This window comes from Variovorax sp. GW821-FHT06D12 (assembly GCF_059419205.1).
In genome coordinates this window covers 373,240-394,258 of sequence record NZ_JBWKRI010000002.1, presented here as the reverse complement: position 1 = coordinate 394,258, position 21,019 = coordinate 373,240, and the positions used below count along the sequence as shown (strand labels likewise).

General features: G+C 65.1%; 22 protein-coding genes, 1 tRNA gene and 2 pseudogenes. 20 read left to right on the top strand and 5 right to left on the bottom strand.

The genetic code is table 11. From position 1 onward, the window contains the following. Positions 1-20 precede the first annotated feature (20 nt). Genes rpoZ through AC07SQ_RS08280 form a run of 3 tightly spaced genes read right to left on the bottom strand, consistent with a single transcriptional unit; the run spans position 21 to position 1,814 of the window. Entirely contained in the window at positions 21-224 is a 204-nt protein-coding gene (gene rpoZ, locus AC07SQ_RS08290) for a DNA-directed RNA polymerase subunit omega (protein WP_013543330.1), read from the bottom strand. 31 nt (positions 225-255) lie between these two features. Beyond that, complete coding sequence (gene gmk / locus AC07SQ_RS08285; protein WP_062476362.1) at positions 256-876, bottom strand: guanylate kinase; 621 nt, start codon at positions 874-876, stop codon at positions 256-258. Between the two features lie 14 nt (positions 877-890). Then, positions 891-1,814, bottom strand: coding sequence for a YicC/YloC family endoribonuclease (locus tag AC07SQ_RS08280; RefSeq protein WP_056573333.1), 924 nt, complete (start codon positions 1,812-1,814; stop codon positions 891-893). A gap of 91 nt (positions 1,815-1,905) precedes the next feature. Between AC07SQ_RS08280 and AC07SQ_RS08275 the strand changes: the two genes are divergently transcribed. The 7 genes and pseudogenes from AC07SQ_RS08275 to AC07SQ_RS08245 form a co-directional block, all read left to right on the top strand. Next, positions 1,906-2,913 carry a serine/threonine protein kinase gene (locus AC07SQ_RS08275; RefSeq protein ID WP_056573330.1) on the top strand — a complete coding sequence of 336 codons (1,008 nt, stop codon included), beginning with the start codon at positions 1,906-1,908 and terminating at the stop codon, positions 2,911-2,913. Between the two features lie 5 nt (positions 2,914-2,918). Further along, the gene (locus AC07SQ_RS08270; RefSeq protein WP_495272161.1) at positions 2,919-3,827 is read left to right on the top strand and encodes a PP2C family protein-serine/threonine phosphatase; all 909 of its coding nucleotides are present in this window, start codon (positions 2,919-2,921) and stop codon (positions 3,825-3,827) included. Between the two features lie 56 nt (positions 3,828-3,883). Further along, on the top strand, positions 3,884-4,615 hold the full coding sequence (gene rph, locus AC07SQ_RS08265; protein ID WP_495266176.1) for a ribonuclease PH: 732 nt from the start codon (positions 3,884-3,886) through the stop codon (positions 4,613-4,615). 67 nt (positions 4,616-4,682) lie between these two features. Then, a complete protein-coding gene (locus AC07SQ_RS08260) occupies positions 4,683-5,282 on the top strand; it encodes a non-canonical purine NTP pyrophosphatase (protein WP_495272162.1) in 600 nt (199 codons plus the stop codon). A gap of 3 nt (positions 5,283-5,285) precedes the next feature. Further along, on the top strand, positions 5,286-6,548 hold the full coding sequence (gene hemW, locus AC07SQ_RS08255; protein WP_495272163.1) for a radical SAM family heme chaperone HemW: 1,263 nt from the start codon (positions 5,286-5,288) through the stop codon (positions 6,546-6,548). 32 nt (positions 6,549-6,580) lie between these two features. Then, a tRNA-Ser gene (locus tag AC07SQ_RS08250) sits at positions 6,581-6,668 on the top strand. Positions 6,669-6,907: 239 nt separating this feature from the next. Then, positions 6,908-7,291: pseudogene (locus tag AC07SQ_RS08245) on the top strand (tyrosine-type recombinase/integrase); the annotation flags it as partial. 41 nt (positions 7,292-7,332) lie between these two features. Here the strand turns inward: AC07SQ_RS08245 and AC07SQ_RS08240 are convergent. Next, on the bottom strand, positions 7,333-7,593 hold the full coding sequence (locus AC07SQ_RS08240) for a deoxynucleotide monophosphate kinase family protein (RefSeq protein ID WP_495272236.1): 261 nt from the start codon (positions 7,591-7,593) through the stop codon (positions 7,333-7,335). Positions 7,594-7,647: 54 nt separating this feature from the next. On the opposite strand from AC07SQ_RS08240, the gene AC07SQ_RS08235 reads away from it, so the two are divergent. The 7 genes and pseudogenes from AC07SQ_RS08235 to AC07SQ_RS08205 all read left to right on the top strand — a co-directional run bounded on the left by AC07SQ_RS08235 (position 7,648) and on the right by AC07SQ_RS08205 (position 12,580). Further along, a complete protein-coding gene (locus AC07SQ_RS08235) occupies positions 7,648-8,373 on the top strand; it encodes a terminase gpA endonuclease subunit (RefSeq protein ID WP_495272164.1) in 726 nt (241 codons plus the stop codon). A 251-nt stretch (positions 8,374-8,624) separates the two neighbouring features. After that, positions 8,625-8,924: a Mor transcription activator family protein gene (locus tag AC07SQ_RS08230; RefSeq protein WP_495272165.1), complete on the top strand. Its 300-nt coding sequence runs from the start codon at positions 8,625-8,627 to the stop codon at positions 8,922-8,924. A 226-nt stretch (positions 8,925-9,150) separates the two neighbouring features. Continuing rightward, the gene (locus AC07SQ_RS08225) at positions 9,151-10,266 is read left to right on the top strand and encodes a GmrSD restriction endonuclease domain-containing protein (RefSeq protein ID WP_495272166.1); all 1,116 of its coding nucleotides are present in this window, start codon (positions 9,151-9,153) and stop codon (positions 10,264-10,266) included. Further along, positions 10,263-10,910: an MAE_28990/MAE_18760 family HEPN-like nuclease gene (locus tag AC07SQ_RS08220; RefSeq protein ID WP_495272167.1), complete on the top strand. Its 648-nt coding sequence runs from the start codon at positions 10,263-10,265 to the stop codon at positions 10,908-10,910. Before AC07SQ_RS08225 ends, AC07SQ_RS08220 begins: the two co-directional genes overlap by 4 nt. A gap of 97 nt (positions 10,911-11,007) precedes the next feature. Continuing rightward, complete coding sequence (locus AC07SQ_RS08215) at positions 11,008-11,538, top strand: hypothetical protein (protein WP_495272168.1); 531 nt, start codon at positions 11,008-11,010, stop codon at positions 11,536-11,538. A 54-nt stretch (positions 11,539-11,592) separates the two neighbouring features. Further along, positions 11,593-11,986 (top strand): annotated as a pseudogene (locus AC07SQ_RS08210) (SOS response-associated peptidase family protein); the annotation flags it as partial. A gap of 87 nt (positions 11,987-12,073) precedes the next feature. Next, positions 12,074-12,580, top strand: a complete 507-nt coding sequence (locus AC07SQ_RS08205) for a hypothetical protein (protein ID WP_495272169.1) — start codon at positions 12,074-12,076, stop codon at positions 12,578-12,580. 159 nt (positions 12,581-12,739) lie between these two features. Here the strand turns inward: AC07SQ_RS08205 and AC07SQ_RS08200 are convergent, their stop codons facing one another. Then, entirely contained in the window at positions 12,740-14,428 is a 1,689-nt protein-coding gene (locus tag AC07SQ_RS08200; RefSeq protein WP_495272170.1) for an InlB B-repeat-containing protein, read from the bottom strand. 171 nt (positions 14,429-14,599) lie between these two features. Here AC07SQ_RS08200 and AC07SQ_RS08195 point away from each other — a divergent pair, with 171 nt between their 5' ends. The 6 genes from AC07SQ_RS08195 to AC07SQ_RS08170 all read left to right on the top strand — a co-directional run bounded on the left by AC07SQ_RS08195 (position 14,600) and on the right by AC07SQ_RS08170 (position 21,013). Continuing rightward, the gene (locus AC07SQ_RS08195) at positions 14,600-14,992 is read left to right on the top strand and encodes a hypothetical protein (protein ID WP_495272171.1); all 393 of its coding nucleotides are present in this window, start codon (positions 14,600-14,602) and stop codon (positions 14,990-14,992) included. 104 nt (positions 14,993-15,096) lie between these two features. Then, a complete protein-coding gene (locus AC07SQ_RS08190; protein WP_070062039.1) occupies positions 15,097-15,705 on the top strand; it encodes a response regulator transcription factor in 609 nt (202 codons plus the stop codon). Further along, entirely contained in the window at positions 15,702-17,561 is a 1,860-nt protein-coding gene (locus tag AC07SQ_RS08185) for a sensor histidine kinase (RefSeq protein ID WP_495272172.1), read from the top strand. Before AC07SQ_RS08190 ends, AC07SQ_RS08185 begins: the two co-directional genes overlap by 4 nt. A gap of 198 nt (positions 17,562-17,759) precedes the next feature. Next, entirely contained in the window at positions 17,760-18,725 is a 966-nt protein-coding gene (locus AC07SQ_RS08180) for a sugar-binding transcriptional regulator (protein WP_492697469.1), read from the top strand. 99 nt (positions 18,726-18,824) lie between these two features. Beyond that, positions 18,825-19,481, top strand: a complete 657-nt coding sequence (locus AC07SQ_RS08175) for a DUF2291 family protein (RefSeq protein WP_495272173.1) — start codon at positions 18,825-18,827, stop codon at positions 19,479-19,481. Then, the gene (locus AC07SQ_RS08170; RefSeq protein ID WP_495272174.1) at positions 19,478-21,013 is read left to right on the top strand and encodes a sugar ABC transporter ATP-binding protein; all 1,536 of its coding nucleotides are present in this window, start codon (positions 19,478-19,480) and stop codon (positions 21,011-21,013) included. The genes AC07SQ_RS08175 and AC07SQ_RS08170 overlap by 4 nt, the downstream gene beginning before the upstream one ends. Positions 21,014-21,019: the final 6 nt, after the last annotated feature.

Here is a 21,019-nt window from a genome sequence, read left to right as displayed (position 1 = left end):
CGTTGCGGGGCTGCGTCAGATCAGCCCGGCACTTTCTTGAGCATCTCGATGCCGATCTTGCCTTCGGCGATTTCGCGCAGGGCCGTGACGGCGGGCTTGTTCTTGCTCTCGATCTTGGGGGCGTGGCCTTGGCTCAGCATGCGCGCACGGTACGTGGCGGCGAGAACGAGCTGGAAACGGTTCGGGATCTGAACGAGACAATCTTCGACGGTGATGCGGGCCATGATGAATTCTTTCGGTCGGTGAGCGGGGATTTCAAGGGATGTTCAGTGCGGCGAACGTATCGGCACGGGCTCTGCGCTGTGCGGAATACCGAAGCCGCTGCGCGTGGACGATCGCCTTGAGATCGAAAAGTGCGCGCTCAAATAACTCGTTGATTATAACGAAATCGAATTTTCCGGCCTGGGCCATCTCTTCGGCCGCGTTCTTCAGGCGCAGTTCGATCACCGCCGCGCTGTCTTCGCCGCGCCGTTCCAGGCGGGAGCGCAGCTCTTCCCAGCTGGGCGGGAGGATGAAGATCATGACCGCGTTGGCAAAGGTCTTGCGGATCTGCAGCGCGCCCTGGAAGTCGATTTCGAGGATCACGTCGGTGCCCAGGGCCACCCGCTCCTCGACCGCCTTCTTCGACGTGCCGTAGCGGTGGCCGTGCACGTGGGCCCATTCGACGAAGCCGTCGGCCGCGATGAGGGCGTCGAACTCGCTCGGGGAGGCGAAAAAGTACTCCCGGCCGTGCTTTTCCTGCCCGCGGGGGGGGCGCGTGGTGTGGGACACCGAGGGTTGAACGGCCGAGTCGAGCTCCATGAGCGCCTTGACCAGGCTCGATTTGCCAGCGCCGCTGGGCGCAGCGACCACGAAGATATTGCCGGGGTAGTCCATGGGTAGGCTCGTCGTCATTCGATGTTCTGCACCTGCTCGCGCATCTGTTCGATGAGGACCTTCATGTCCACGCCGATGCGCGTGAGTTCCAGGGCCGCCGACTTGGAGCCCAGGGTGTTGGCTTCGCGGTGCAGTTCCTGGATCAGGAAGTCCAGCCGCTTGCCGATGTCGCCGCCCTTCTTGAGCAGCCGCTCGATCTCGTCGAGGTGCGAATTCAGCCGCGTGAGCTCTTCCGCCACGTCGATGCGGATCGCGAAGGCGGTCGCTTCGGTCAGGGCGCGGTCCTGGGCGGCTTCGGGCAGCGTGCCGCCCGTGCCGGCGGTCAGGCCCATGGCCTCCTGCCAGCGCTCCAGGAAGCGGTTGCGCTGCTGTTCGACCAGCTGTGGCACCAGCGGGCCGGCCTGCTGCACCAGGGTGCGCAGCTGGGCCAGGTGGGCCTCGAGCATCTTGGCCAGCCGGGCGCCTTCGCGTTGGCGGGCCGACATCAGCGCCTCCAGCGCCTTGCCTGCCACGTCGAGCAGGTCGGGGCCCCAGTCGCCGCGCGTGGCGCCGTCGCCGCCGGCCAGCCGCAGCACGTCGGCCACGCTGAGCTCGCGGGCGCCGGGCAGCCAGGCACGAATGCCGTCCTGCACGCCGTTCAGCCGCTGAAGCAGCTTGACGGAGGGCTCGACCACGCCCGCCTGGGACGTGTTCTCGATGGCCGCGCGCACCTCGACCTTGCCGCGCTTGAGCTTGGCCGTGAGCAGCTCGCGCAGCGCGGTCTCATGCTGGCGCAGCTCCTCGGGGAGCTTGAAGGTGAGGTCGAGAAAGCGGCTGTTGACCGAGCGGATTTCGACCCCGAGTCGGCCCGCGGCGGAGGGCCGTGCATCGGCTTCGGAGTGGCTGCCTGCGGGGCCGTTCTGGCCGCTGGCGTAGCCGGTCATGCTGTAAACTGGCATTGCGCCTCACTGTGGTTTTGCTTGCAAGCACCGAGGCGTCGGTACAGCGTTCGCTTGCCGCACCATCGCCTTCGGGCGAAACTCCCGGATTATGTCAAAGGTCAAGCCTACGCCCCTGTTGCCCGATACGGTCATTGGCGGATATCGCGTTGTTCGCCGGCTTTCCGCGGGCGGTTTCGGCGTGGTCTACCTCGCGATCGACCCGAACGGCCAGCAGGTCGCCGTCAAGGAATACCTGCCTTCGTCGCTCGCCACGCGGGGCCCCGGCGAGCTGGCGCCGCAGGTGCCGCCCGAGAAGCTGTCGCTGTACCGCCTGGGGCTCAAGAGCTTCTTCGAAGAAGGCCGCTCGCTCGCGCAGATTTCGCATGCGTCGGTGGTCAGCGTGCTCAATTTCTTCCGTGAAAACGAGACCGTCTACATGGTCATGAACTACCTGGAGGGCGCGACCCTGCAGGATTTCGTGGTCACGGCGCGCGACCTGAAGCGGCAGAAGGTGTTCCGCGAATCGACCATCCGTTCGCTGTTCGACGAAATCCTGCGCGGCCTGCGCATCGTCCACCAGTACAAGATGCTGCACCTGGACATCAAGCCCGCCAACATCTTCGTCACCGACGACGACCGCGCCGTGCTGATCGACTTCGGCGCCGCGCGCGAAGTGCTCAGCAAAGAGGGCATCTTCATCCGCCCCATGTACACGCCCGGCTTCGCCGCCCCCGAGATGTACCGGCGCGATTCGTCGATGGGCCCCTGGACCGACATCTACGCCATCGGCGCCTGCATCTACGCCTGCATGCAGGGCTACCCGCCCAACGACGCACCCCGGCGCATCGAGAAAGACCGCCTGAGCCTGTCGCTCTCGCGCCTGCGCGGCGTGTACTCCGACAACCTCATCGAGGTGGTCGAGTGGTGCATGTCGCTCGACCCGCTCTCGCGCCCGCAGTCGGTGTTTGCGCTGCAAAAGGAACTCAGCCGCGAAGGCGAGCGCCGCTACACCAAGCTCACGGTCGGCGAAAAGGTGCGCCTGTCGATCGACAACATCCGCTCCTTCGACAAGAAGAGCCTGCCGCGCGCCGCCGCGCCCACCACCCGACCGGCCTGAGCGACATGAAGTTCTCCGTGTTCCAGGTCAGCCGCAAGGGTGGCCGTCTCAAGAACGAAGACCGCATGGGCTACTGCTACACGCGGGAGTCGGGTCTGTTCGTGCTCGCCGACGGCATGGGCGGCCATCCTGAAGGCGAAGTGGCAGCCCAGCTGGCGCTGCAGACCATCGCCGCGCTGTACCAGCGCGAGGCCCGCCCCACCGTGAAGGACGTGAAGGCCTTCCTGGCCGAATCGGCCATGTCGGCGCACCAGCAGATCATGCGGTACGCCAGCCACAAGGCGATGCTCGACACGCCCCGCACCACCGTGGTCGCGGCCGTGCTGCAGAACGCCACCGCCACCTGGCTGCATTGCGGCGACTCGCGTCTGTACGTCGTGCGCGACGGCCGCCTGCTGACCCGCACGCGCGATCACTCGCATGCCGAGCGCCCCAAGCCCCATGGCGCCTCCGACGCGCCCGTCAACCGCAACCTGCTGCTGACCTGCCTGGGCTCGCCCACCACGCCGCTGTTCGACGTGTCGGCGCCGCTGCCGCTGCAGCGCGGCGACCGCCTCATGCTGTGCTCCGACGGCGTCTGGGGCGTGCTCGACGACGCCGTCATCGTGCACACCCTGTCGTCAGGCAAGCCCGTGTCCGACGCCGCGCCCGACCTCGCCGAAATGGCGCTGCGCAAGGGCGGCGCTCACAGCGACAACGTGACGCTGATCGCGCTCGAGTGGGAAATGCCCGAGACGCCCGGCGACGACCGCGGCGTGTCCACCGAAACCATCGACGACGGCGTGTTCGCCTCGACCATCCAGGCCGGCATGCCGTCCGACAGCGAGATCGACGACCTCGACGAAGACGCCATCGAGCGTTCCATCGCCGAGATCAACGAAGCCATTCGCCGCTCAGCCGCCCGCAAGACCTGATCTCTCGATCGGGTCTCGCGGATTTCCTTTTTCTTTTTTCGGTTTCCTCCAGACACATGACTGCTTTCACACGAAGCGGCGGCCGCGCCGCCGACCAGCTGCGTCCCGTGCGCATCACCCGCGGCTTCACCATCCATGCCGAGGGCTCCGTGCTCATCGAGTTCGGCCAGACCCGCGTGCTGTGCACCGCCTCGGTCGAAGAAAAAGTGCCGCCGCACAAGAAGGGCAGCGGCGAAGGCTGGGTGACGGCCGAATACGGCATGCTGCCGCGCGCCACCCACACCCGCAGCAGCCGTGAAGCCGCCAAGGGCAAGCAGACCGGCCGCACGCAGGAAATCCAGCGCCTCATCGGCCGCTCGATGCGCGCCGTGTTCGACCTCGCCGCCTTGGGCGAACGCACCATCCACCTCGATTGCGACGTGCTGCAGGCCGATGGCGGCACGCGCACCGCGGCCATCACCGGCGCCTTCGTGGCCGCACAGGACGCCGTCGACAAGCTGCTGGCCTCCGGCGCCCTCAAGGCCTCGCCCATCAAGGGCCACGTGGCCGCCATCTCGGTGGGCATTGTCGAAGGCACGCCGCTGCTCGACCTCGAGTACACCGAAGACTCGGCCTGCGACACCGACATGAACGTCGTCATGACCGGCGCCGGCCACTTCGTCGAAGTGCAGGGCACGGCCGAAGGTGTGGCCTTCACGCGCGAAGAAATGAACCTCCTGCTCGGCCTGGCCGAGAAGGGCATCGGTGAACTCGTGAGCCTGCAGCAGCAGGCCCTGCTTTCGAACTGAACGACGACTACAACCAACGAGCCACTGGCGCCCGTTCATCGGGCACCACAGCCATCTTTGACTTTCCATGAAACTGGTTCTGGCTTCCAACAACGCGGGCAAGCTCGCTGAACTCCAGCAGCTGTTTGCCGAGCTGTCCGTCACCCTGGTGCCGCAGTCGACGCTGGGTGTGGGCGAGGCTGAAGAACCCTTCCGCACCTTCGTCGAGAACGCGCTCACCAAGGCGCGCCACGCCAGCGCCGCCACCGGCCTGCCGGCCATTGCCGACGACGCCGGCCTGTGCGTCGACGCCTTCGGCGGCCTGCCGGGCGTCGACACCGCCTACTACGCCACGCAGTTCGGCTACGCCAAGGGCGACGCCAACAACGTGAAGGCGCTGCTTGAGCAGCTCGACGGCGTGGTCAACCGCCGCGCCGCGCTCGTCAGCACGCTCGTCGCGCTGCGTCGCCACGACGACCCCGAGCCGCTCATTGCCGTCGGCCGCGTGGTCGGCGAGATCGCAAGCGCGCCCATCGGCGACAACGGCTTCGGCTTCGACCCCGTCATGTTCCTACCGACCTTCGGCAAGACCTTCGCCCAGCTGCCGCCCGACGTGAAGAACGCCAACAGCCACCGCGGCCGCGCCGCGCAGGCCATGCTCGCCCTGATGCGCGAGCGCTGGTTCTGACTCATGGCCACCGTCTTCCCGATCCAGCCCGCCCAAGCCGGCGGCGCCCCCCAGGCCAATGACGTGCTGCACTGGATGCGCCCCGGCCCGCTGCAACTTGCCGCGCTGCCGCCGCTGTCGCTGTACATCCACCTGCCGTGGTGCCTGCGCAAGTGCCCTTACTGCGACTTCAACTCGCACGAGTGGCGCGCCACCAGCGAGGCCGACATCGACGGCCTTCCCGAAGCCGCCTACATCGACGCGCTGATCGCCGACCTCGACGCCGCACTGCCGCTGATCTGGGGCCGCACCGTCCACACCATCTTCATCGGCGGCGGCACGCCCAGCCTGTTCTCGCCACAAGCCATCGACCGGTTGCTCGGCGACGTGCGCGCGCGCCTCAAGCTCGCGCCCGAGTGCGAGATCACGCTCGAGGCCAACCCCGGCACCTTCGAGCGCAACCGCTTCCGCGCCTACCGCGCGGCCGGCGTCACGCGCCTGTCGGTGGGCGTGCAGAGCTTCAACGACGAGCACCTCACGGCGCTGGGCCGCGTGCACGACCGTGCCCAGGCCATCGCCGCGGTGGAAGAGGCCGCGAGCGCCTTCGACACCTTCAATTTAGACCTGATGTACGCCCTGCCGGGCCAGTCCATGGAAAGCCTCGACGCCGACCTGACCCAGGCCTTGGCGCTTGTGCCGCCGCACATCTCGATCTACCACCTCACCATCGAGCCCAACACCTGGTTCGCCAAGTTCCCGCCCACGCTGCCCGAGGACGACATCGCCTACGCCATGCTCGACCGCATCACCGAGCGCACGGGCGCGAGCGGCATGTCGCGCTACGAGGTTTCGGCCTATGCACGCGACGGGCACCAGTGCGCGCACAACCTCAACTACTGGCAGTTCGGCGACTACCTCGGCATCGGCGCCGGCGCGCACAGCAAGCTGAGCTTCGCGCACCGCATCGTGCGGCAGGTGCGTTATCGCGAACCGCGCCTGTACATGGAGAACGCGCGCGCCGGCATGGCCGTGTCGCAGAGCGACGAAGTGGCGCTGGCCGACCTGCCGTTCGAGTTCATGCTCAATGCGCTGCGGCTGAAGCAGGGCTTCACGCTGCCCCAGTTCAGCGAACGCACGGGCCTGGCGATGACGTCGATTCAGCGCGGCCTGGAAGAAGCCGAGCGCAAGGGGCTCGTCGCACGCGACCTGTTCCGCGTGTGGCCGACCGAGCGCGGACTCGACTTCCTGAGCGACCTGCAGACGCTGTTCCTGCCCGACGACGAATAAGGCTGCGCCGTCAGCATAAAATCGACGGTTCCGGAGAGTTGGGTGAGTGGTTTAAACCAGCAGTCTTGAAAACTGCCGACGTGAAAGCGTCCGTGAGTTCGAATCTCACACTCTCCGCCAGAATTGATCCTTGGCAGTTTTTGAAAGTCCCGCGCAGTCCATGCGACGGGACTTTTTCATTGGAGGATGCGTCCTTTTGCGTCCGGCGCGATCTGCAAAAGACCACGCCTAGCTAGCTACCAAACATGGCATCAGTCATGGTATTTTCGAGTCGATACCATGACCCTCACCGTTAAAGCTATTGATGCGACCAAGCGCGCGAGAAGGCCTACAAGCTGACCGACGCGCATGGCCTTTATTTGTTCGTCTCACCGACCGGCGCGAAGAGCTGGCGAGCGAACTACACCGTCGGCGGAAAGCAAAAGACAAAGACGTATGGCCTCTACCCTGCCGTGAGCCTGGCGGATGCCCGGAAGGCGCATGCGTCTGCTCGTGAGGCGCCGCAGGCCGAGGTTGCGGCGCCGACCTTCGAGAGCGTGGCGCGCGACTGGCTCAAGGCGAAGCTGCCAACTCTATCCAACGGCAAGCATCAAATTCAGGTCGAGAACACGCTGAAGCGGTATGCCTTCCCGCTGCTCGGGTCGCGGCCGATCAATGCCATCCCGCGCTCGGAGCTGGTCACGGTGGTGCGAGCGGCGCAAGCTGGCGGCAAGATCGAGACGGGACATCGTGTTGCGAGTCGCATCTCGGCTGTTTTCGACGTCGCGCAGGACACTGGCCTGCTTCAGCAGCATGGTGCTGCCGGGCTACCGTCCGTGGCGCTGATGTGCGCGTCCTCCGCGGCACCGTTGTGCTCGGCGCGGATGACTTGCCAGAGCACGGCGCCGGCCATGCGCAACGCATGGGCCTCGTTGTCGAATCGCACGTCAGTGACGACGAAGCGGGTTTCGCCTTCGCGACGGTAGTTGGCGAGGCGGGCGATGAGTTGCTGGGTCCAGTAGCTGGGCGACTGGGCGCGGCGGTATTCGGTGCCCCACCACTGCATGATTTGCCTCGGACTGCGCGGCTCGTCGAGCCATGCGTCGCTGAGCGGCGTGCGATGGTTGGCCTTGTGCTGGTCTCCGGCGTGGACGTGCAAGACAACCGTTTCGAGGTGGTGACCTGGGCCATTGGTCGCGGCGAGGAAATGTGGTGCGTCGATTACAGCGTGATTTACGCGAACCCCGCCGACGAGCGCGATTGGTCGCACCTCGACGCCTACCGCAAGACGATCTTTCAGCATGCCAGTGGTCAGGCAATGAAGATCGAAGCGATGGCTGTGGACACCAGCGGCCACTTCACGCACCAAGCCTACAACTACTGCCGCCAGCGTGAGCGTGAACGGGTCTTTGCTGTGCGCGGCGATCCGCAGCCGTCGAAGATGGTGAAGAGCAAGGCAACCGTCCAGGACGTGAACTGGGGCGGGAAGATCATCAAGCGCGGCGTGCGCCTCTGGTACGTCGGCACCGATACCGCAAAGGACTTGTTGTATGGGCGCCTGTGCGTCGAGAAGAAGGGCGCCGGCTTCGTTCACTTCAGCGCGGACCTGCCGCGCGAGTTCTATACGCAGTTGACCTCCGAGGCACGCGTGCTGCAGCGCGTGGCCGGCGGCGAGGCCTACAAGTGGATGAAGTCGCCCGGCGTGCGCAATGAGGCGTTGGATTGCTCCGTCTATGCGATCTTCTGCACGCACATGCTCGGCCTGCACCTCTACACCGGAAAGATGTGGGAGCGGCTGGAGTCCATCGTGCAGCCGCCGAATGGTGATCTGTTCGGTAGTGGATAACAGCAGGAGGCGCTTCCCGCAGATGTTTCACGCGAAACGCAGGCGTCCGAGGATGGGCCGGCAAATGTTCCACGCGAAACGCAATCGGTCGAGCGACCGCCCGAGCATGCGCGCGCTGAGTCGGTCGTGACGCCTACGAACCCTCGGACGCCCCCGCCTGCAGCACCGCCGCCTGTCACGCCTCCGAAACCGGCGCAGCCACGCCGAATCGTTCAACGTCCTTCCCGACAATCCTTTCCCGCTAGATCATGGTGAACAACACGAACCGAAACGACATCGTTCTCGACATCCTCGGCCGAGTGCAGGACGCGCTCGCCACCGCCAAGGGCGAGTTGACGCCCGAGCTTGTGAAGGCCGTGGAGGTCGACATTCGAACGGACTGGGGAGGTGATCGCGTGTTTATCGCCAAGCGCCGCGGCGAGGGCCATAGCAACCGCAATAGCCGCATCTTCCGGGACTATCTCGCCGGCGAGCGGGTCAAGCTACTGTCGCGACGGTACGCTCTTTCAGAGCGCCAAGTCCTGCGGATCATTAAGGCTCCCGTAAAGTAGTTGCGACAGTAGCTCCAAGTCGGACAGGTTGCCTGCTGTAGTGGCTACTGTCCATACCGCTTTTTAGATAGCCGCGGCGGACCTACACCACTGAGCGATACGGCTGTACAGTGGTTCACTAGGGCGACGAGGCATCCTGGCGTCTCTCGAAAAAGCCATTTAAAAAATTCGTTGGGAGAGCTATATTTCATAGATTCGGACCAACATAAACTTTTTGAAATAACAAATGCTCACTGAAGAAATTAACGCTGCCCAACGACTGGTGCGAACCGATGCATATCAAATGTCGATCGGTGAAATTGTAAGTATGTATGATAATCGCGAGATTATTATTGACCCAGAGTTTCAGCGGCTTTTCAGGTGGAATGTCGGGCAACGAACGAAACTCATTGAATCTCTTTTGCTTGGAATTCCAATTCCGTCCATTTTTGTTTTTGAAAAAGATGACGGAAGTTGGGAGCTAATTGACGGTCTGCAGAGAGTGTCTACTATTCTGGAGTTCATGGGGCGATTGAGAAGCCCAGATGGTCAATTGGCATCGCCGTCAATTCTTGAGGCAACCAAGTATTTGCCGTCATTGCATAACGCCGTGTGGGAAAGGTCTGAAAATATCCTTGATGTTCCGGAAGATGAGCAATTGCCAATTGACAAGACGCAGCAATTGGCTATTCGGCGCGGGAGGATTAGCGTTGAAATTCTCAAACGCCCAAGCGACGACCAGACAAAGTACGACCTATTCCAAAGATTGAACGCGGGGGGCACAGTCGCAAATGCCCAGGAACTTCGGAATTGTGTGATGTTGATGATTGACCGTGATTTTTTTCACGCGGTTAAAGAGTCTGCGGAGCAAGCCACATTCCGCGCGGTCACGGGAGTCACGAACGAACAAGCTGAGAAACAGCGGCATCTTGAACTGGCGGTGCGCTTCCTGGTCCACACTCTGGTGCCTTACGATGGTGTCCTTGATGTTGAAGAATTCATAGATGAAGGCATTATCCAACTGGCACAGATAGGTGACGGTGCGGGCGCGAGGGATCTGATAGATCGCACTTTTCAGTTGCTTTTTAGTGCCGCAGAGGAGGATGCGCTAAGGCGCTTCCAAAACGGAGCGCACGTCGGGAAAACCGGTCTTGTTGGCCTTGAAGGTATTGCGGTAGGAGTTGCGAAAAACCTCGACGCTATTCTCGCTCTAGGAGGGCAGGCGGCGGTGGATTTTGTTCGTGAAAAACTTCAGAGCTTCTGGGCGCAACCGCAAAGTGCTGGTTTCACATCACCTGGCCTACGCGGCACGACACGAATTCAACGAACTGTTCCTTCTGGCGAGGCTTGGTTTAGGCCATGAGCAAACCTTACTCGGAAGATGATTTTTCTACGTTAATCACCGAGGATCGCAACTGGCGTATTAAAGAAATATCAGACCTCAAAGGAGCAATCAAAGCAGGAGACGCAAGCCTTCGACGGGTTTTGTTGCGCGCGTTAATTGCTGTTTGCTATGCCCATTGGGAAGGGTACGTCAAGTTTGCGGCGAGAAAATACATGGAGCATGTGGCGCTCCGAAAATTCCAGTTCACCCAGCTTGACGCGCAATTCCTGCGGAATTACTTTTTGCCACGACTGGCGGCTCTTTCAGTGTCAAAAACAAGCATCGCCGAAAGGTGCGCGCTTGTGGATGAAATGCTAAATTCGTCTGGTCAGCAATTTAAAAGGGTAAATGAAGATCTTATCAATACAAAGTCCAATTTAAACTTCGAGGTTTTTTCGGATATTTGTATTGTTTGTGGATTATCTGCGAATGCTTTTTCGGATAAGTCCACATTTATCGACGTCATTCTGCTGAAGCGCCGAAATTCTATTGCCCATGGTGAAGAAACCTTTGTAGCCCTTGCTGAGCTTGACGATATTACGGTGGAGGTAATTGGACTAATGCGTTCATTCGGGGATCTGCTAGAGAACCACGTGTATACGCAAACTTATAAGGCCGCGTAGATTGACACTGCTTTTTCACGGCGAGTGACACGGTTCGCCTTGCTGATGTCAGCTTCCCTCTTCGATAGTCCGGTCAATCCTGACCAAAGGTCCGACCGTGGCTATCGACACCTCCAATACAGAACCCATCTCCATCATTCCCGGCGACACCGTCAAGTGGGCGCGACGGCTCGCTGGCTATCCAGCCTCGGCCGGTTGGGCGTTGAGCTACGAACTGCTCAACGCAATGCATCGCTACGAGATTCCTGCGAGCGCTGACGGCGATGCATTTCGCATCGCTGTTTCCGCTCAGGCTACGAAGGACTATGCGCCCGGCTCCTACGACTGGCGCGCGCGCGTGACGAATGCGAATGAGGTCTACACGGTCGGCACCGGGCGGCTGACCATTGCGCCATCGTTCGGCGCGGCGGGCGATGTCCGCTCGCATGCACGGCGTACCCTCGACGCTATCGAGGCGGTGCTTGAAGGACGAGCGACCAGCGCAACGGCCGAATACGAGATCAACGGTCGGCGGTTGCCATCACTATGCCGAACGGGAGTCCGTTGCCCGCGGCGAAGATCGCGAAGTTTGCGCCGCACGATTGGCTCGGCCGTCGTTGGGAATGGGTGGACCCCCTCAAGGACATGAACGCTCGTATTGCTGGTGTGGGCGCTGGTCTGGTGTCGTCGGCATCAAGACCGGAAGCGCTGCATCATTCCGGCCGCTAGCTACGACGAGCCGAACTGGGAAACGGGCAAGAACGTCTGGTGGCGCTTCCGCCGAGCCGACGGGGCGCCTTGGGGATTGGCGGGTCTGTGGGATGCTTGGACCGACCTGAAGACGGGCGAGGTCTGGGAGAGCTACACCATGCTGACGATGAACGCCGACGGCCACCCGCTCATGGGCCGCATGCACAAGCCCGATCCGAAGCTGCCAGCAGACCAGCAGACCAGCAGACCAGCAGGACAAGCGCACGGTGATCCCGTTCGAGGTGCACGACTTCGACCGCTGGCTGACCTGTACGGTCGAAGAGGCGAGGGAGATGCTGAAGGTGCCTGCGGTCGAGCTGTTCGACGCGGGGCCGATTGAGGGCTAGTTTTTCAGCGCATCGGCCAAGTCCCGGGGAGGTCGATTCAACGCGTGCCTACACTAGTAAACAAATCAATATCTTGATGATCTACCGATGACCCATATTTCACCCTCTTCGTCGCAAGGAGGCGGGTCACAACACGATCTAGTGCTCTTTCGCTATGGCTTATTCATGGTCGCTTGGTCGGTGCTTGAAACCGTGATTCAAGCCGCGATTCAACGTCACTTGGGCGTGGATGTGAACAAGGCGGTCATCGTGACCGGAAAGCTCCAGTTCAATCCGCGTGTGCAGTTGCTTATCGGACTGCTCAAATCCGAAGGTGTAACACATCAGGAGGCCATTAAATTGCTCGGCAAAATCGAAGGCTTCGCTCAGCGCAATACCCTGGTGCACGGGAACGTAATTGTTGGGGTCCCTGAGCAACTGACCTTTATCAAGTATGACGGTGGGAGCAGCATCAAGCGGTCGTTCACGGCCGATGAACTTGCGGCTCACATCGTTGAGTTGATGAGCCGCACTGAAAAGCTGCAGGAGCTTTTGGCCATCACGGACGCGAACCTGCAGGAGATCGGCGACGCTACGTTGGCACACGCAAAGTGATTGTGCTGTGCCAGTCCAGATGCTTCTATGGCATTTTTGATGGTACTGGAGTGCTAAGTTATTGTTGGAGAACAATTTTTCGCTCTCACACTCTCCGCCATCAGCCCGCTATTCATGTGGGCTCGCGATCAGGGGCAAGCCATTTGCCCCCTCACGCAATTACCTCCCCGACCCATACCGCCGCACCAGAATGCGCGTCCCACTCGCAGCCTCAAACTGCTGCCAAGCCAGCACCGCATTCCCCACTTCATTCATCGCCAGATCCGGCGCCGCAGCAATCTCATCCGTGCCCTCCTGAGCCACCGGCGTCCCCCAGCCATCCGCCAGCGTGTGCCGAGCCGCATAGAGATCGCTCGTCCCCACCCCATTGCCCTGCGCCCACGCCACCAGCGCATTGGTCGCATCGTCCACACCCAATGCAGGCAAGCTCGCCAACGCCTGCGAAGCCGCTGCCCGCACCACACGCTCCGCGCCGAACGCAGCCCCCGGCACCGCCGTCGCCGCCAAGAGCGCGTTGTCCAGCCGCCCCCAGCTCACAACCGCCGCACCCGCCGCGTTCATGCGCAGCACGGGCGTGCTCAGCAACGCCTGCGTGGCGACGAACGGTGCGCCCACGCGCGCGGTGCCACTCTGCCACGCGCCCGCCGAGAAGCGCTTGAACCACACGGCGCTTTCCCACTGGTTGCTGCCACCGGGCAGGTCGGCCTGGCCCCAGGCGAGCAGGGCGTTGCCGGCGGCGTCGATCGCCAGGTCGTGGGCGCCGATGGAGTGGCCGGTGCCGGTGTCGGGCACGAGTTCGGTGGCCGTGGTCCAGGTGCCGCTTGCGTTGGCGCGGTTGGTCCACAGCGAGGCGCTGCTGCCGTCGGAGCGCTTCCACACCGCGACCGATTCGCCGGACCCCGCGACCACGACGGCCGGATCGCCGTCGACGCTGCCCACGACCTCGTTGGTCTCGATGAGCGCGGCGGTGCCCCAGCCACCGGCCGGGGTGTAGCGGTTGGCGTAGATGCTGAAGCGCGTGGCCGGGCCGATCTGCGACCACACGGCGACGGCATTGCCGTTGGCGTCGATGCCCACGCTGGCGTTGCCGACGATGCCGGTGCCGGTTTCCAGCAGCGCGGGGCTGCCCCAGCCGCCCGCGGGGTCGACGGGCAGCGCCCACAGGTCGTAGCCGGTCACGGAGCTCAGCTGGGTCCACAGCACGACGGCGCGGCCGCTGGGCTTGTCGATGGCGATACGGATGTCGCGCACGCCGCCGGCGTTGGCCTCGAGGCGCTGCGGCGCGGTCCAGCCGCCGCCGGGCAGGTAGCGGCTACCCCACAACCGATCCACCTGGGGGTTGCCTTCGATCTGGCGCCACACGACCAGCGCGCGGCCCTGCGCATCGATCGCGGTCTTCGGCAGGCTGGCGCCGCCGGCCGACAGCGCTGACGCATCACCCCAGCCGATCACGGGCGGTGCGGCCACGAAGGTGGCCGTCACGCCGAGCGCCGCGTCCATCCGCACGGTGCAGGTGCCGGCGTTGCCGCTGCAGGCGCCGCCCCAACTGCCGAGCACCTGCCCTGCCGCTGGCGTGGCCGCTAGGACGACCTCGGTGCCCGCATTGAAATCCGCACCGCAGCGGTCGGTGCAGTCGATGCCCGCGGGCTGCGATCCGACGCGGCCGTTGCCGGTGATGCCGACCTCCAGGCGATGCGTCACAGCCGCCGGCGGGGGCGCGGGCGGGAAGATGCCCAGGGGCGGCAACGCGCCGCCGCCCGATCCGCCGCCACCGCCGCCGCAGGCCGCCAGCAGGGCCAGCGCGCCTGCGCACACCATCCACCGTCCGTAGTTGCTCGTCTTCGTCATGTCTGTGTTCCTCCTCATCCGCTGGCGCCGGGGCCCGGCGCCTTCTGTGTTTGCTTGTTCGTTCAAGAGGGGCGGATCGTAGGGACGGCTGCGCGTGCGGCCCATAGCACCTTCGGGCACCTGCCCTAAGGTGCTATGGGCCGTTGCAAGGTGTCCCGATAGGCTGCTGGCATGACCTCTTCACGAACGCTCTTCTGCCTGCCCTGGCTTCTCGCGGCCGCCGTTCTGGCGGGGGGATGCGCTTCGCATGCCGTGACCGACGACGCCATCGTCACGAACACCTCGCGTGCGTTGGGCCTGCCGCCGCAGGCCTTCACGATCTCGAACCGGGCCGACAGCGGCGTGCAGACGACCTTCCAGGCTCGCACCGACGGTGGACGGGTCTACAGCTGCTACGTGGAGGGTTCGATGTCGGTGGTCGGCCGGGTGGTCAGCGATGCCATCTGTCAGGAGATGCGCCAGAGCGACGCACCCGCGTCCGCACGTCGCTCCGCCACGCGGCCGACGACCAGCCCCGCACCGGCCTGCAATGCGCTGCTGCGCGCGGCCGGCCGTTGCAACTGAGGCTTCGCGAAAGCCGGCGTGGCACCGACGCGCCGACGTAGACAACAATGGCGCCCTAAGAGGAGAGGGCGCGGGCCGGGCCCGCACCTGAGGATCACGGCACCATGAAACTCCTGCTTGTCGACGATCACCCGCTGTTCGGTGTCGGCTTTGCGCACGCGCTGACGCACGCTCGCCCCGACTTCGAAGTGCAGACCGCGCTCTCGCTGGCCGAGGGCGTAGCGCGGGCCTCGCAATGTGCGCCCGACATCGTGCTGATCGACTACCGCCTGGGCGGTGAAGACGGCCTCGAAGGCCTGCGTCTCTTCGGTGCCCGGCATCCGCTCGTGTCGCGCCTGATGATCTCGGGCGACGAAGAACCCGCACTCGCCGCACGCGCACGCGCCGCGGGTGCGGCCGGCTTCATCGGCAAGTCGCGCTCGGTGGCGCACATCGCGGCGGCGCTGGACGAGGTGGCCGCGGGTGGCGAGTCTTTCGACGTGCTGACCTCGCGCACCGGCCTACCGGTCGCGAGCCTCACGCCGCGCCAGCTCGAGGTGCTGCTGCTGGTGGCGCAAGGTCGTCAGAACAAGCAGATCGCCGCCGAGCTGGCGATCGCGGAGCGCACGGTCAAGCTCCACATCACGGCGCTGCTCGACACGATGGACGCGCGCAACCGCACCCACCTGCTGGTCCAGGCGCGGCGCGCGGGGCTGCTGCTGGAGCCGCGATGAAGCCTTCGGTGCCTGCCGCCCTCGCACCTCCGTTGAAAGCGCCGCGCGTCCCTGGTGTGCGCGGCCTCATTGCCGCGTGCCTGCGCTTCTCGGACCTCCAGCTGCAGCAGGTCGAGCAGATGATCCGCACCACGCCGTGGGCGTGGATGCTGGCCGCGCTTGGCGGGTACCTGTGCTACCGCGAATACGCGACGGGCGCGGACGGCGCGCGCATGCAGGCGTGGTTCGCCGTCTACTGCTTCCTCGTGGCCGTGCGGGGCGGCATCTGGGTGGCATGGGCGCTGCGGCCCGGCCTTCGATCGAACCTCGCGGCGATGGCGCTGCCCCTCATGGCCAGCAGCCAGAGCCTCGCCTTGTCGTGGGGCGTCTTGTGCGTCCTGCTGCAGAACGACGGGCCGGCGCAGGCCGAGGCCATCCTTCACATCACGATGGTCACCGTCTCGCTCGGCGGCGCGATCCGGCTCTCGACGATGGAACGGTCGGCCATCGTCTATGTGGGCCTCATCCTCGGCCCGCTGGTGCTGCGCGACATCTGGTTCGGCGGCAGCTACCACCTGGCCATGGCAATGATCGTGACGCTCATCGGCGTCTACACGCTGCTGAGTTCCCGCGAACTCTCGCGCGCGCTGCACGAGATCCAGGCGCAGCGTCGGCGCAATGCCGAACTGGTGACCGCGCTGAGCGCCGAAAACGAGCGCAGCCGCTCGGCCCGCCAGACCGCCGAAGAAGCCGTGGCGGCGCGCATGCGCTTCTTCGCTTCGGCCAACCACGACCTGCGCCAGCCGCTCAACGCGATGGCGCTGCTGGCGCAGACGCTGCACACGGTCAGCACGCAGCCGCAGGTGCAGGCGCTCTCCGAGCAGCTGGTGGCCTGCGCCGACGGCATGACCGACGTGGTGGACGACCTGCTCGACATCACGCGCGCCGATGCCGGATCGATCAGCCCGCAATGGTCGCTCTTCGCCATCGACGAGTTGCTGCGCGACTGCTGCCGGCCGCACCAGGCCGTGGCCGCGGCCAAGGGGCTGACGTTCGAGCTGGCCATCGACCCCGCCACCGTCCGCAGCGACCGCGCCTTGCTCACGCGCGTCGTCACCAACCTGCTGGCGAACGCCATCCGCTACACGCGCAAGGGCACCGTGCGGATCGGTGGCCGGGTCGACAACGGCCGGCTGCGGCTGGCCATCGAAGACACGGGCATCGGCATCGCGCCCGAGCACCTGCCGCACGTTTTCGACGAGTTCTATCAAATCGATAACCCCGCGCGCGACCGTCGCCTGGGCTACGGCCTGGGCCTTGCGACCGTGAAGCGATTGAGCGAACTGCTCGACCTGCGCGTGACCGTGCGCTCGCAGCCGGGGCAGGGCAGCGTGTTCGACGTGCAGGTGCCGTTGGCCGATGCGGCCGAGAGCGATCGGGCGGACGATGCCGAGCGGCTCGCCGCGTCACCGACCGCCGCATTGGCCGCGCGCGTGCTCGTGCTCGACGACGACCAGAGTTCGTTGCAGGCGCTTCAGGGGCTGCTGGCTTCCTGGGGCACGGAGGTCCGCGCCGCGAGCGACATGGCGGGCGCGCTGGCGTGCCTGCAGGCGGGCTTCCGGCCCGATGCGCTGGTGGTGGACCTGCGGCTCGGCCTGCAGGCGAGTGGCCTGCAGGCCATCGCGGACCTGCGCCTTGCGTTGAACGAAGCCGACCTGCCTGCGTTGATCGTGACCGGCGACGTCGGCGGCGATTCGCTGGCGGCGGCACGCGAGGTCGGCCCGCCGGTGCTCGTCAAGCCGGTGCGGCCCTCGCAGCTTCGCGCCTTCCTGGGCCATGCGCAGGCCTGGAGGCGGACTGGCGTCTCGAGCGAGTAGTTGCAAGCCCCGGGCGACTCGCTTCGCGCCGGGACTCATCCTCCCTATCCATTGCCCCGCCCGGTCAAGGTGCGGCGTGTTCGATGGCGCGGGAAAACACCGAGAGCGCGTTCGTTGACTGGCCCACCCGCAATCCCTAAAGTTCACCCACATGATCAATTGAGCAGTTGAAGATCAAATGTTCACAAAATACACGACATGGACCCCGAACTGAGTCTTTCCATCCGCGCCGCATGGCTGGCCTATGTGGGCGGCCACACGCAGGAGCAGATCGCCGAGCGGCTCGGCGTGTCGCGCGTCAAGGTGCAGCGGCTGATCGCCTCGGCCATGCAGAGTGGGCTGATCAAGTTCTTCGTGGAAGGCGTGCCTGCCGAGTGCATGGCGCTCGAAGACAAGCTGGTGGAAGCCTTCGGCCTGAAGCGCTGCGTGGTCGTCCCGACCACCCAGGCCGACCTGGACGATGCGACCGATGCGATCCCCGCGCTGGCAGTGGCTGCCGCACGCCAGCTGACCCGTGTGCTCGACGCCGGCGAGGTGCGCACCATCGGTGTGGGCCACGGTCGCACGCTGGCTGCGATGGTCGAGCGGATGCCTGCGGCGAATCGCAAGGACACGCGCTTCATCTCGCTCCTGGGCAGCCTGACGCGCCGCTCCGCCGCCAACCCGTTCGACCTGATTGCCAAGCTGGCCGAACGCACGGGTGGCGAGTGCTACTTCATGCCGGTGCCGTTCCTGGCCGACAGCCGGGCCGACGCTCAGGTGCTGCGCGCCCAGCGTGGCGTGCAGCACGTGCTCGAGCTCGTGCGCGAGTGCCAGCTCTGCGTCGTCGGTGTCGGCGACCTGGGCCCGGACACCCATCTGCTGCGCACCCAGTCGGTCACGGCCAAGGAGCTGGCGGCGCTGCGCAAGGCGGGGGCGGTCGGTGAACTCGCCGGCTGTTTCGTGGCGTCGAACGGCGAACCGGTGAAGTGCGAGATGAACGAACGTGCGGTCGGTGCGTCGCTGGACGACCTGCGCGGGCGCGACGTGCTCGCGGTGGCCGGTGGCACGTACAAGGCGGAGGCGATCTGCGCGGTGCTCAACACCGGCCTGATCACCGAGCTGATCGTCGACGAGGCGACCGCGCAGCTGTGCCTGCGCCATCAGGCAGGTCAGCGCGGCTGACCGGGCCGCCATCTTCCGGTCGTCGGAGTCGGTGCCCATAGAGCGCCAACGTCGACCGGAGCAGACAGGTTTAAGAAGATCAACAGGGAGGAGGTTCGCATGGGCGCCCAGCTCGAAATTTCCGCGCGCAGACCGTTCCGTCTGCGGACGTCGGCCTGCGTGTGGACGGCGGTGCTCCTGCTGCTGTGCGTGGCGATGGTGCTGGACACCAAGGCGGTCCGCATCGGCTCCCCCGAAGACGCACGGGTCGACGCGTTCTCGGCCGAGGCCTACGGCAAGAAGGCATTCGCACCCATTCGGGCCCTGATCGAGAAGGCGGCCGTCGACGCCCCGATGCTGGCGCAGGCCCTCGCGGCGGACAAGGCGGCAGCCGGCGAGACCTACGGCAAGCCCGGAAGCGTCGGGCCGATCTTCCCGGTCCGGTTCACCGGGACGGTCGGCGAGGGCCGTGCGGGCATCTTCACGGTGGTGGTCGACGGCCTGCCGCAGGGGCTGCAGCTTCGCGTGCAAACGGGGCCGGCCCTCAACGGCACCGAGGTGCGGGACGCCACGGGCACCGTGGCCTTCGGCCAGTTCACCAACCAGATCGACTACCAGGACGCGGGCTCGGCACTGAACAACGAGGTCAAGGCGCAGGTGCTCGGCACGCTCGACCGCGACACGCTCACCGGCAAGAAGGTCGACGTCATCGGTGTGTTCCAGCTCATCAATCCGTCGAGCTGGCTCGTCACGCCCGTGCGGCTGAGCGTGCAATGAGCGCCGCTGGCATCGCCCGTCATCCCGACAGCGCGATCGTGCTGTCGGCGCGGAACATCGCCAAGTCGTACGGCAGCGTGCAGGCGCTCAAGGGCGTGAACTTCGACATCCACCGCGGACAGGTCACGACGCTGTTCGGTGAAAACGGCGCCGGCAAGTCCACGCTGATGAAGATCCTCTCGGGCGTGGTCACGCCCACGTCGGGCGACATCGTGCTCGACGGCGTGCCGGTGGTCCTGGCGTCGGCCGCCGACGCACGCGAACGCGGCATCTCGATCATCCACCAGGAGCTGAGCCTGGCACCGAACCTCTCGGTGCGCGACAACGTCTTCATGGGCCGCGAGCTACGCAGCGCCACCGGCGTCGACTTTGCCGAAGAGGCGCGGCGCACGCGAGCGCTGATGGCGGAACTCGAGGAAGCGATCGATCCGTTGACCTTGGTCGAAGACCTGCGCCTCGGGCAGCAGCAGATCGTCGAGATCGCGCGGGCCCTGTCGGTCAACAGCCGCATCCTGATCATGGACGAGCCCACGTCGGCGCTCTCGGCGACGGAGGTGGAGGCGCTGTTCAAGGTGATCCGCGACCTCACGGCGCGAGGGGTGTCGATCGTCTACATCTCGCACCACCTGGAGGAGGCGCTGCAGATCACCGACCACGCGGTGGTGCTGCGCGACGGTGCCATGACCGCCAAGGCGCCGCGCGCCGAGATCGATCTCGAATGGATCGTGCGCCACATGGTCGGCGAGAACTTCGATCTCGGCAGTCCGCCCGGCGGCTACGACTTCGGCGAAGTCGCGCTGGCCATCGAGGACGCCGTCCTCACCGAAAGCTCCGGCGCCGACGTCGTCGACCATGTGTCGCTCGACGTGCGGTCGGGCGAAATCGTCTGCATCTACGGGTTGATGGGCGCGGGGCGCACCGAGCTGCTGGAGGCCGTGGCCGGCCGTTGCGCACTCGACGGCGGGCGCGTGCTGCTCGAAGGGCAGGACGTGTCGAAGCTGAGCATCGCGCAGCGCATCGCCAAGGGCCTCGCGCTGGTGCCCGAAGACCGCCAGCGCGACGGCCTCGTGCAGACGATGAGCGTCGGCCAGAACCTCTCGCTGGCCAGCATCGGCGCCTTCGTTCGCGGGTGCTTCACATCGCCGGCCCGGGAACGTGCATGCGTCGACGAGTCGATCCGGCGCGTCACCGTCAAGACCAGCGGCGGCCAGGCGGCCATCGGATCGCTGTCGGGCGGCAACCAGCAGAAGGTGGTCATCGGAAAGATGCTCGCCACGCACCCGAAGGTCCTGCTGCTCGATGAGCCGAGTCGGGGCATCGACGTCGGCGCCAAGGCCGAGGTGTTCCGCCTGCTCGCCGAGCGCGCGCGGCAGGGCCTCGCGGTCGTGTTCTCGACCTCGGAGGTGAGCGAATGCCTGGGCGTCGCGCACCGGATCGTCGTCATGCGACGGGGGCGGATCTCGGCCCAGTTCGGCGCTGACGCCACCAAAGAAATGATCATGGCCGCCTCGGGCGAAGCCATGGTTGCCTGAATGAAG

Excerpts from the sequence above, each read along its gene's own strand:
- gmk (WP_062476362.1), bottom strand. The coding sequence starts at position 876 with ATGGACTACCCCGGCAATATCTTCGTGGTCGCTGCGCCCAGCGGCGCT.
- AC07SQ_RS08205 (WP_495272169.1), top strand. The coding sequence starts at position 12,074 with ATGACCCATATTTCACCCTCTTCGTCGCAAGGAGGCGGGTCACAACAC.
- AC07SQ_RS08185 (WP_495272172.1), top strand. The coding sequence starts at position 15,702 with ATGAAGCCTTCGGTGCCTGCCGCCCTCGCACCTCCGTTGAAAGCGCCG.
- rph (WP_495266176.1), top strand. The coding sequence starts at position 3,884 with ATGACTGCTTTCACACGAAGCGGCGGCCGCGCCGCCGACCAGCTGCGT.
- AC07SQ_RS08200 (WP_495272170.1), bottom strand. The coding sequence starts at position 14,428 with ATGACGAAGACGAGCAACTACGGACGGTGGATGGTGTGCGCAGGCGCG.
- AC07SQ_RS08235 (WP_495272164.1), top strand. The coding sequence starts at position 7,648 with ATGGTTGGCCTTGTGCTGGTCTCCGGCGTGGACGTGCAAGACAACCGT.
- AC07SQ_RS08280 (WP_056573333.1), bottom strand. The coding sequence starts at position 1,814 with ATGCCAGTTTACAGCATGACCGGCTACGCCAGCGGCCAGAACGGCCCC.
- AC07SQ_RS08225 (WP_495272166.1), top strand. The coding sequence starts at position 9,151 with ATGCTCACTGAAGAAATTAACGCTGCCCAACGACTGGTGCGAACCGAT.
- AC07SQ_RS08180 (WP_492697469.1), top strand. The coding sequence starts at position 17,760 with ATGGACCCCGAACTGAGTCTTTCCATCCGCGCCGCATGGCTGGCCTAT.
- AC07SQ_RS08220 (WP_495272167.1), top strand. The coding sequence starts at position 10,263 with ATGAGCAAACCTTACTCGGAAGATGATTTTTCTACGTTAATCACCGAG.
- AC07SQ_RS08240 (WP_495272236.1), bottom strand. The coding sequence starts at position 7,593 with ATGCAGTGGTGGGGCACCGAATACCGCCGCGCCCAGTCGCCCAGCTAC.
- AC07SQ_RS08270 (WP_495272161.1), top strand. The coding sequence starts at position 2,919 with ATGAAGTTCTCCGTGTTCCAGGTCAGCCGCAAGGGTGGCCGTCTCAAG.
- AC07SQ_RS08275 (WP_056573330.1), top strand. The coding sequence starts at position 1,906 with ATGTCAAAGGTCAAGCCTACGCCCCTGTTGCCCGATACGGTCATTGGC.
- AC07SQ_RS08195 (WP_495272171.1), top strand. The coding sequence starts at position 14,600 with ATGACCTCTTCACGAACGCTCTTCTGCCTGCCCTGGCTTCTCGCGGCC.
- hemW (WP_495272163.1), top strand. The coding sequence starts at position 5,286 with ATGGCCACCGTCTTCCCGATCCAGCCCGCCCAAGCCGGCGGCGCCCCC.
- rpoZ (WP_013543330.1), bottom strand. The coding sequence starts at position 224 with ATGGCCCGCATCACCGTCGAAGATTGTCTCGTTCAGATCCCGAACCGT.
- AC07SQ_RS08175 (WP_495272173.1), top strand. The coding sequence starts at position 18,825 with ATGGGCGCCCAGCTCGAAATTTCCGCGCGCAGACCGTTCCGTCTGCGG.
- AC07SQ_RS08190 (WP_070062039.1), top strand. The coding sequence starts at position 15,097 with ATGAAACTCCTGCTTGTCGACGATCACCCGCTGTTCGGTGTCGGCTTT.
- AC07SQ_RS08170 (WP_495272174.1), top strand. The coding sequence starts at position 19,478 with ATGAGCGCCGCTGGCATCGCCCGTCATCCCGACAGCGCGATCGTGCTG.
- AC07SQ_RS08260 (WP_495272162.1), top strand. The coding sequence starts at position 4,683 with ATGAAACTGGTTCTGGCTTCCAACAACGCGGGCAAGCTCGCTGAACTC.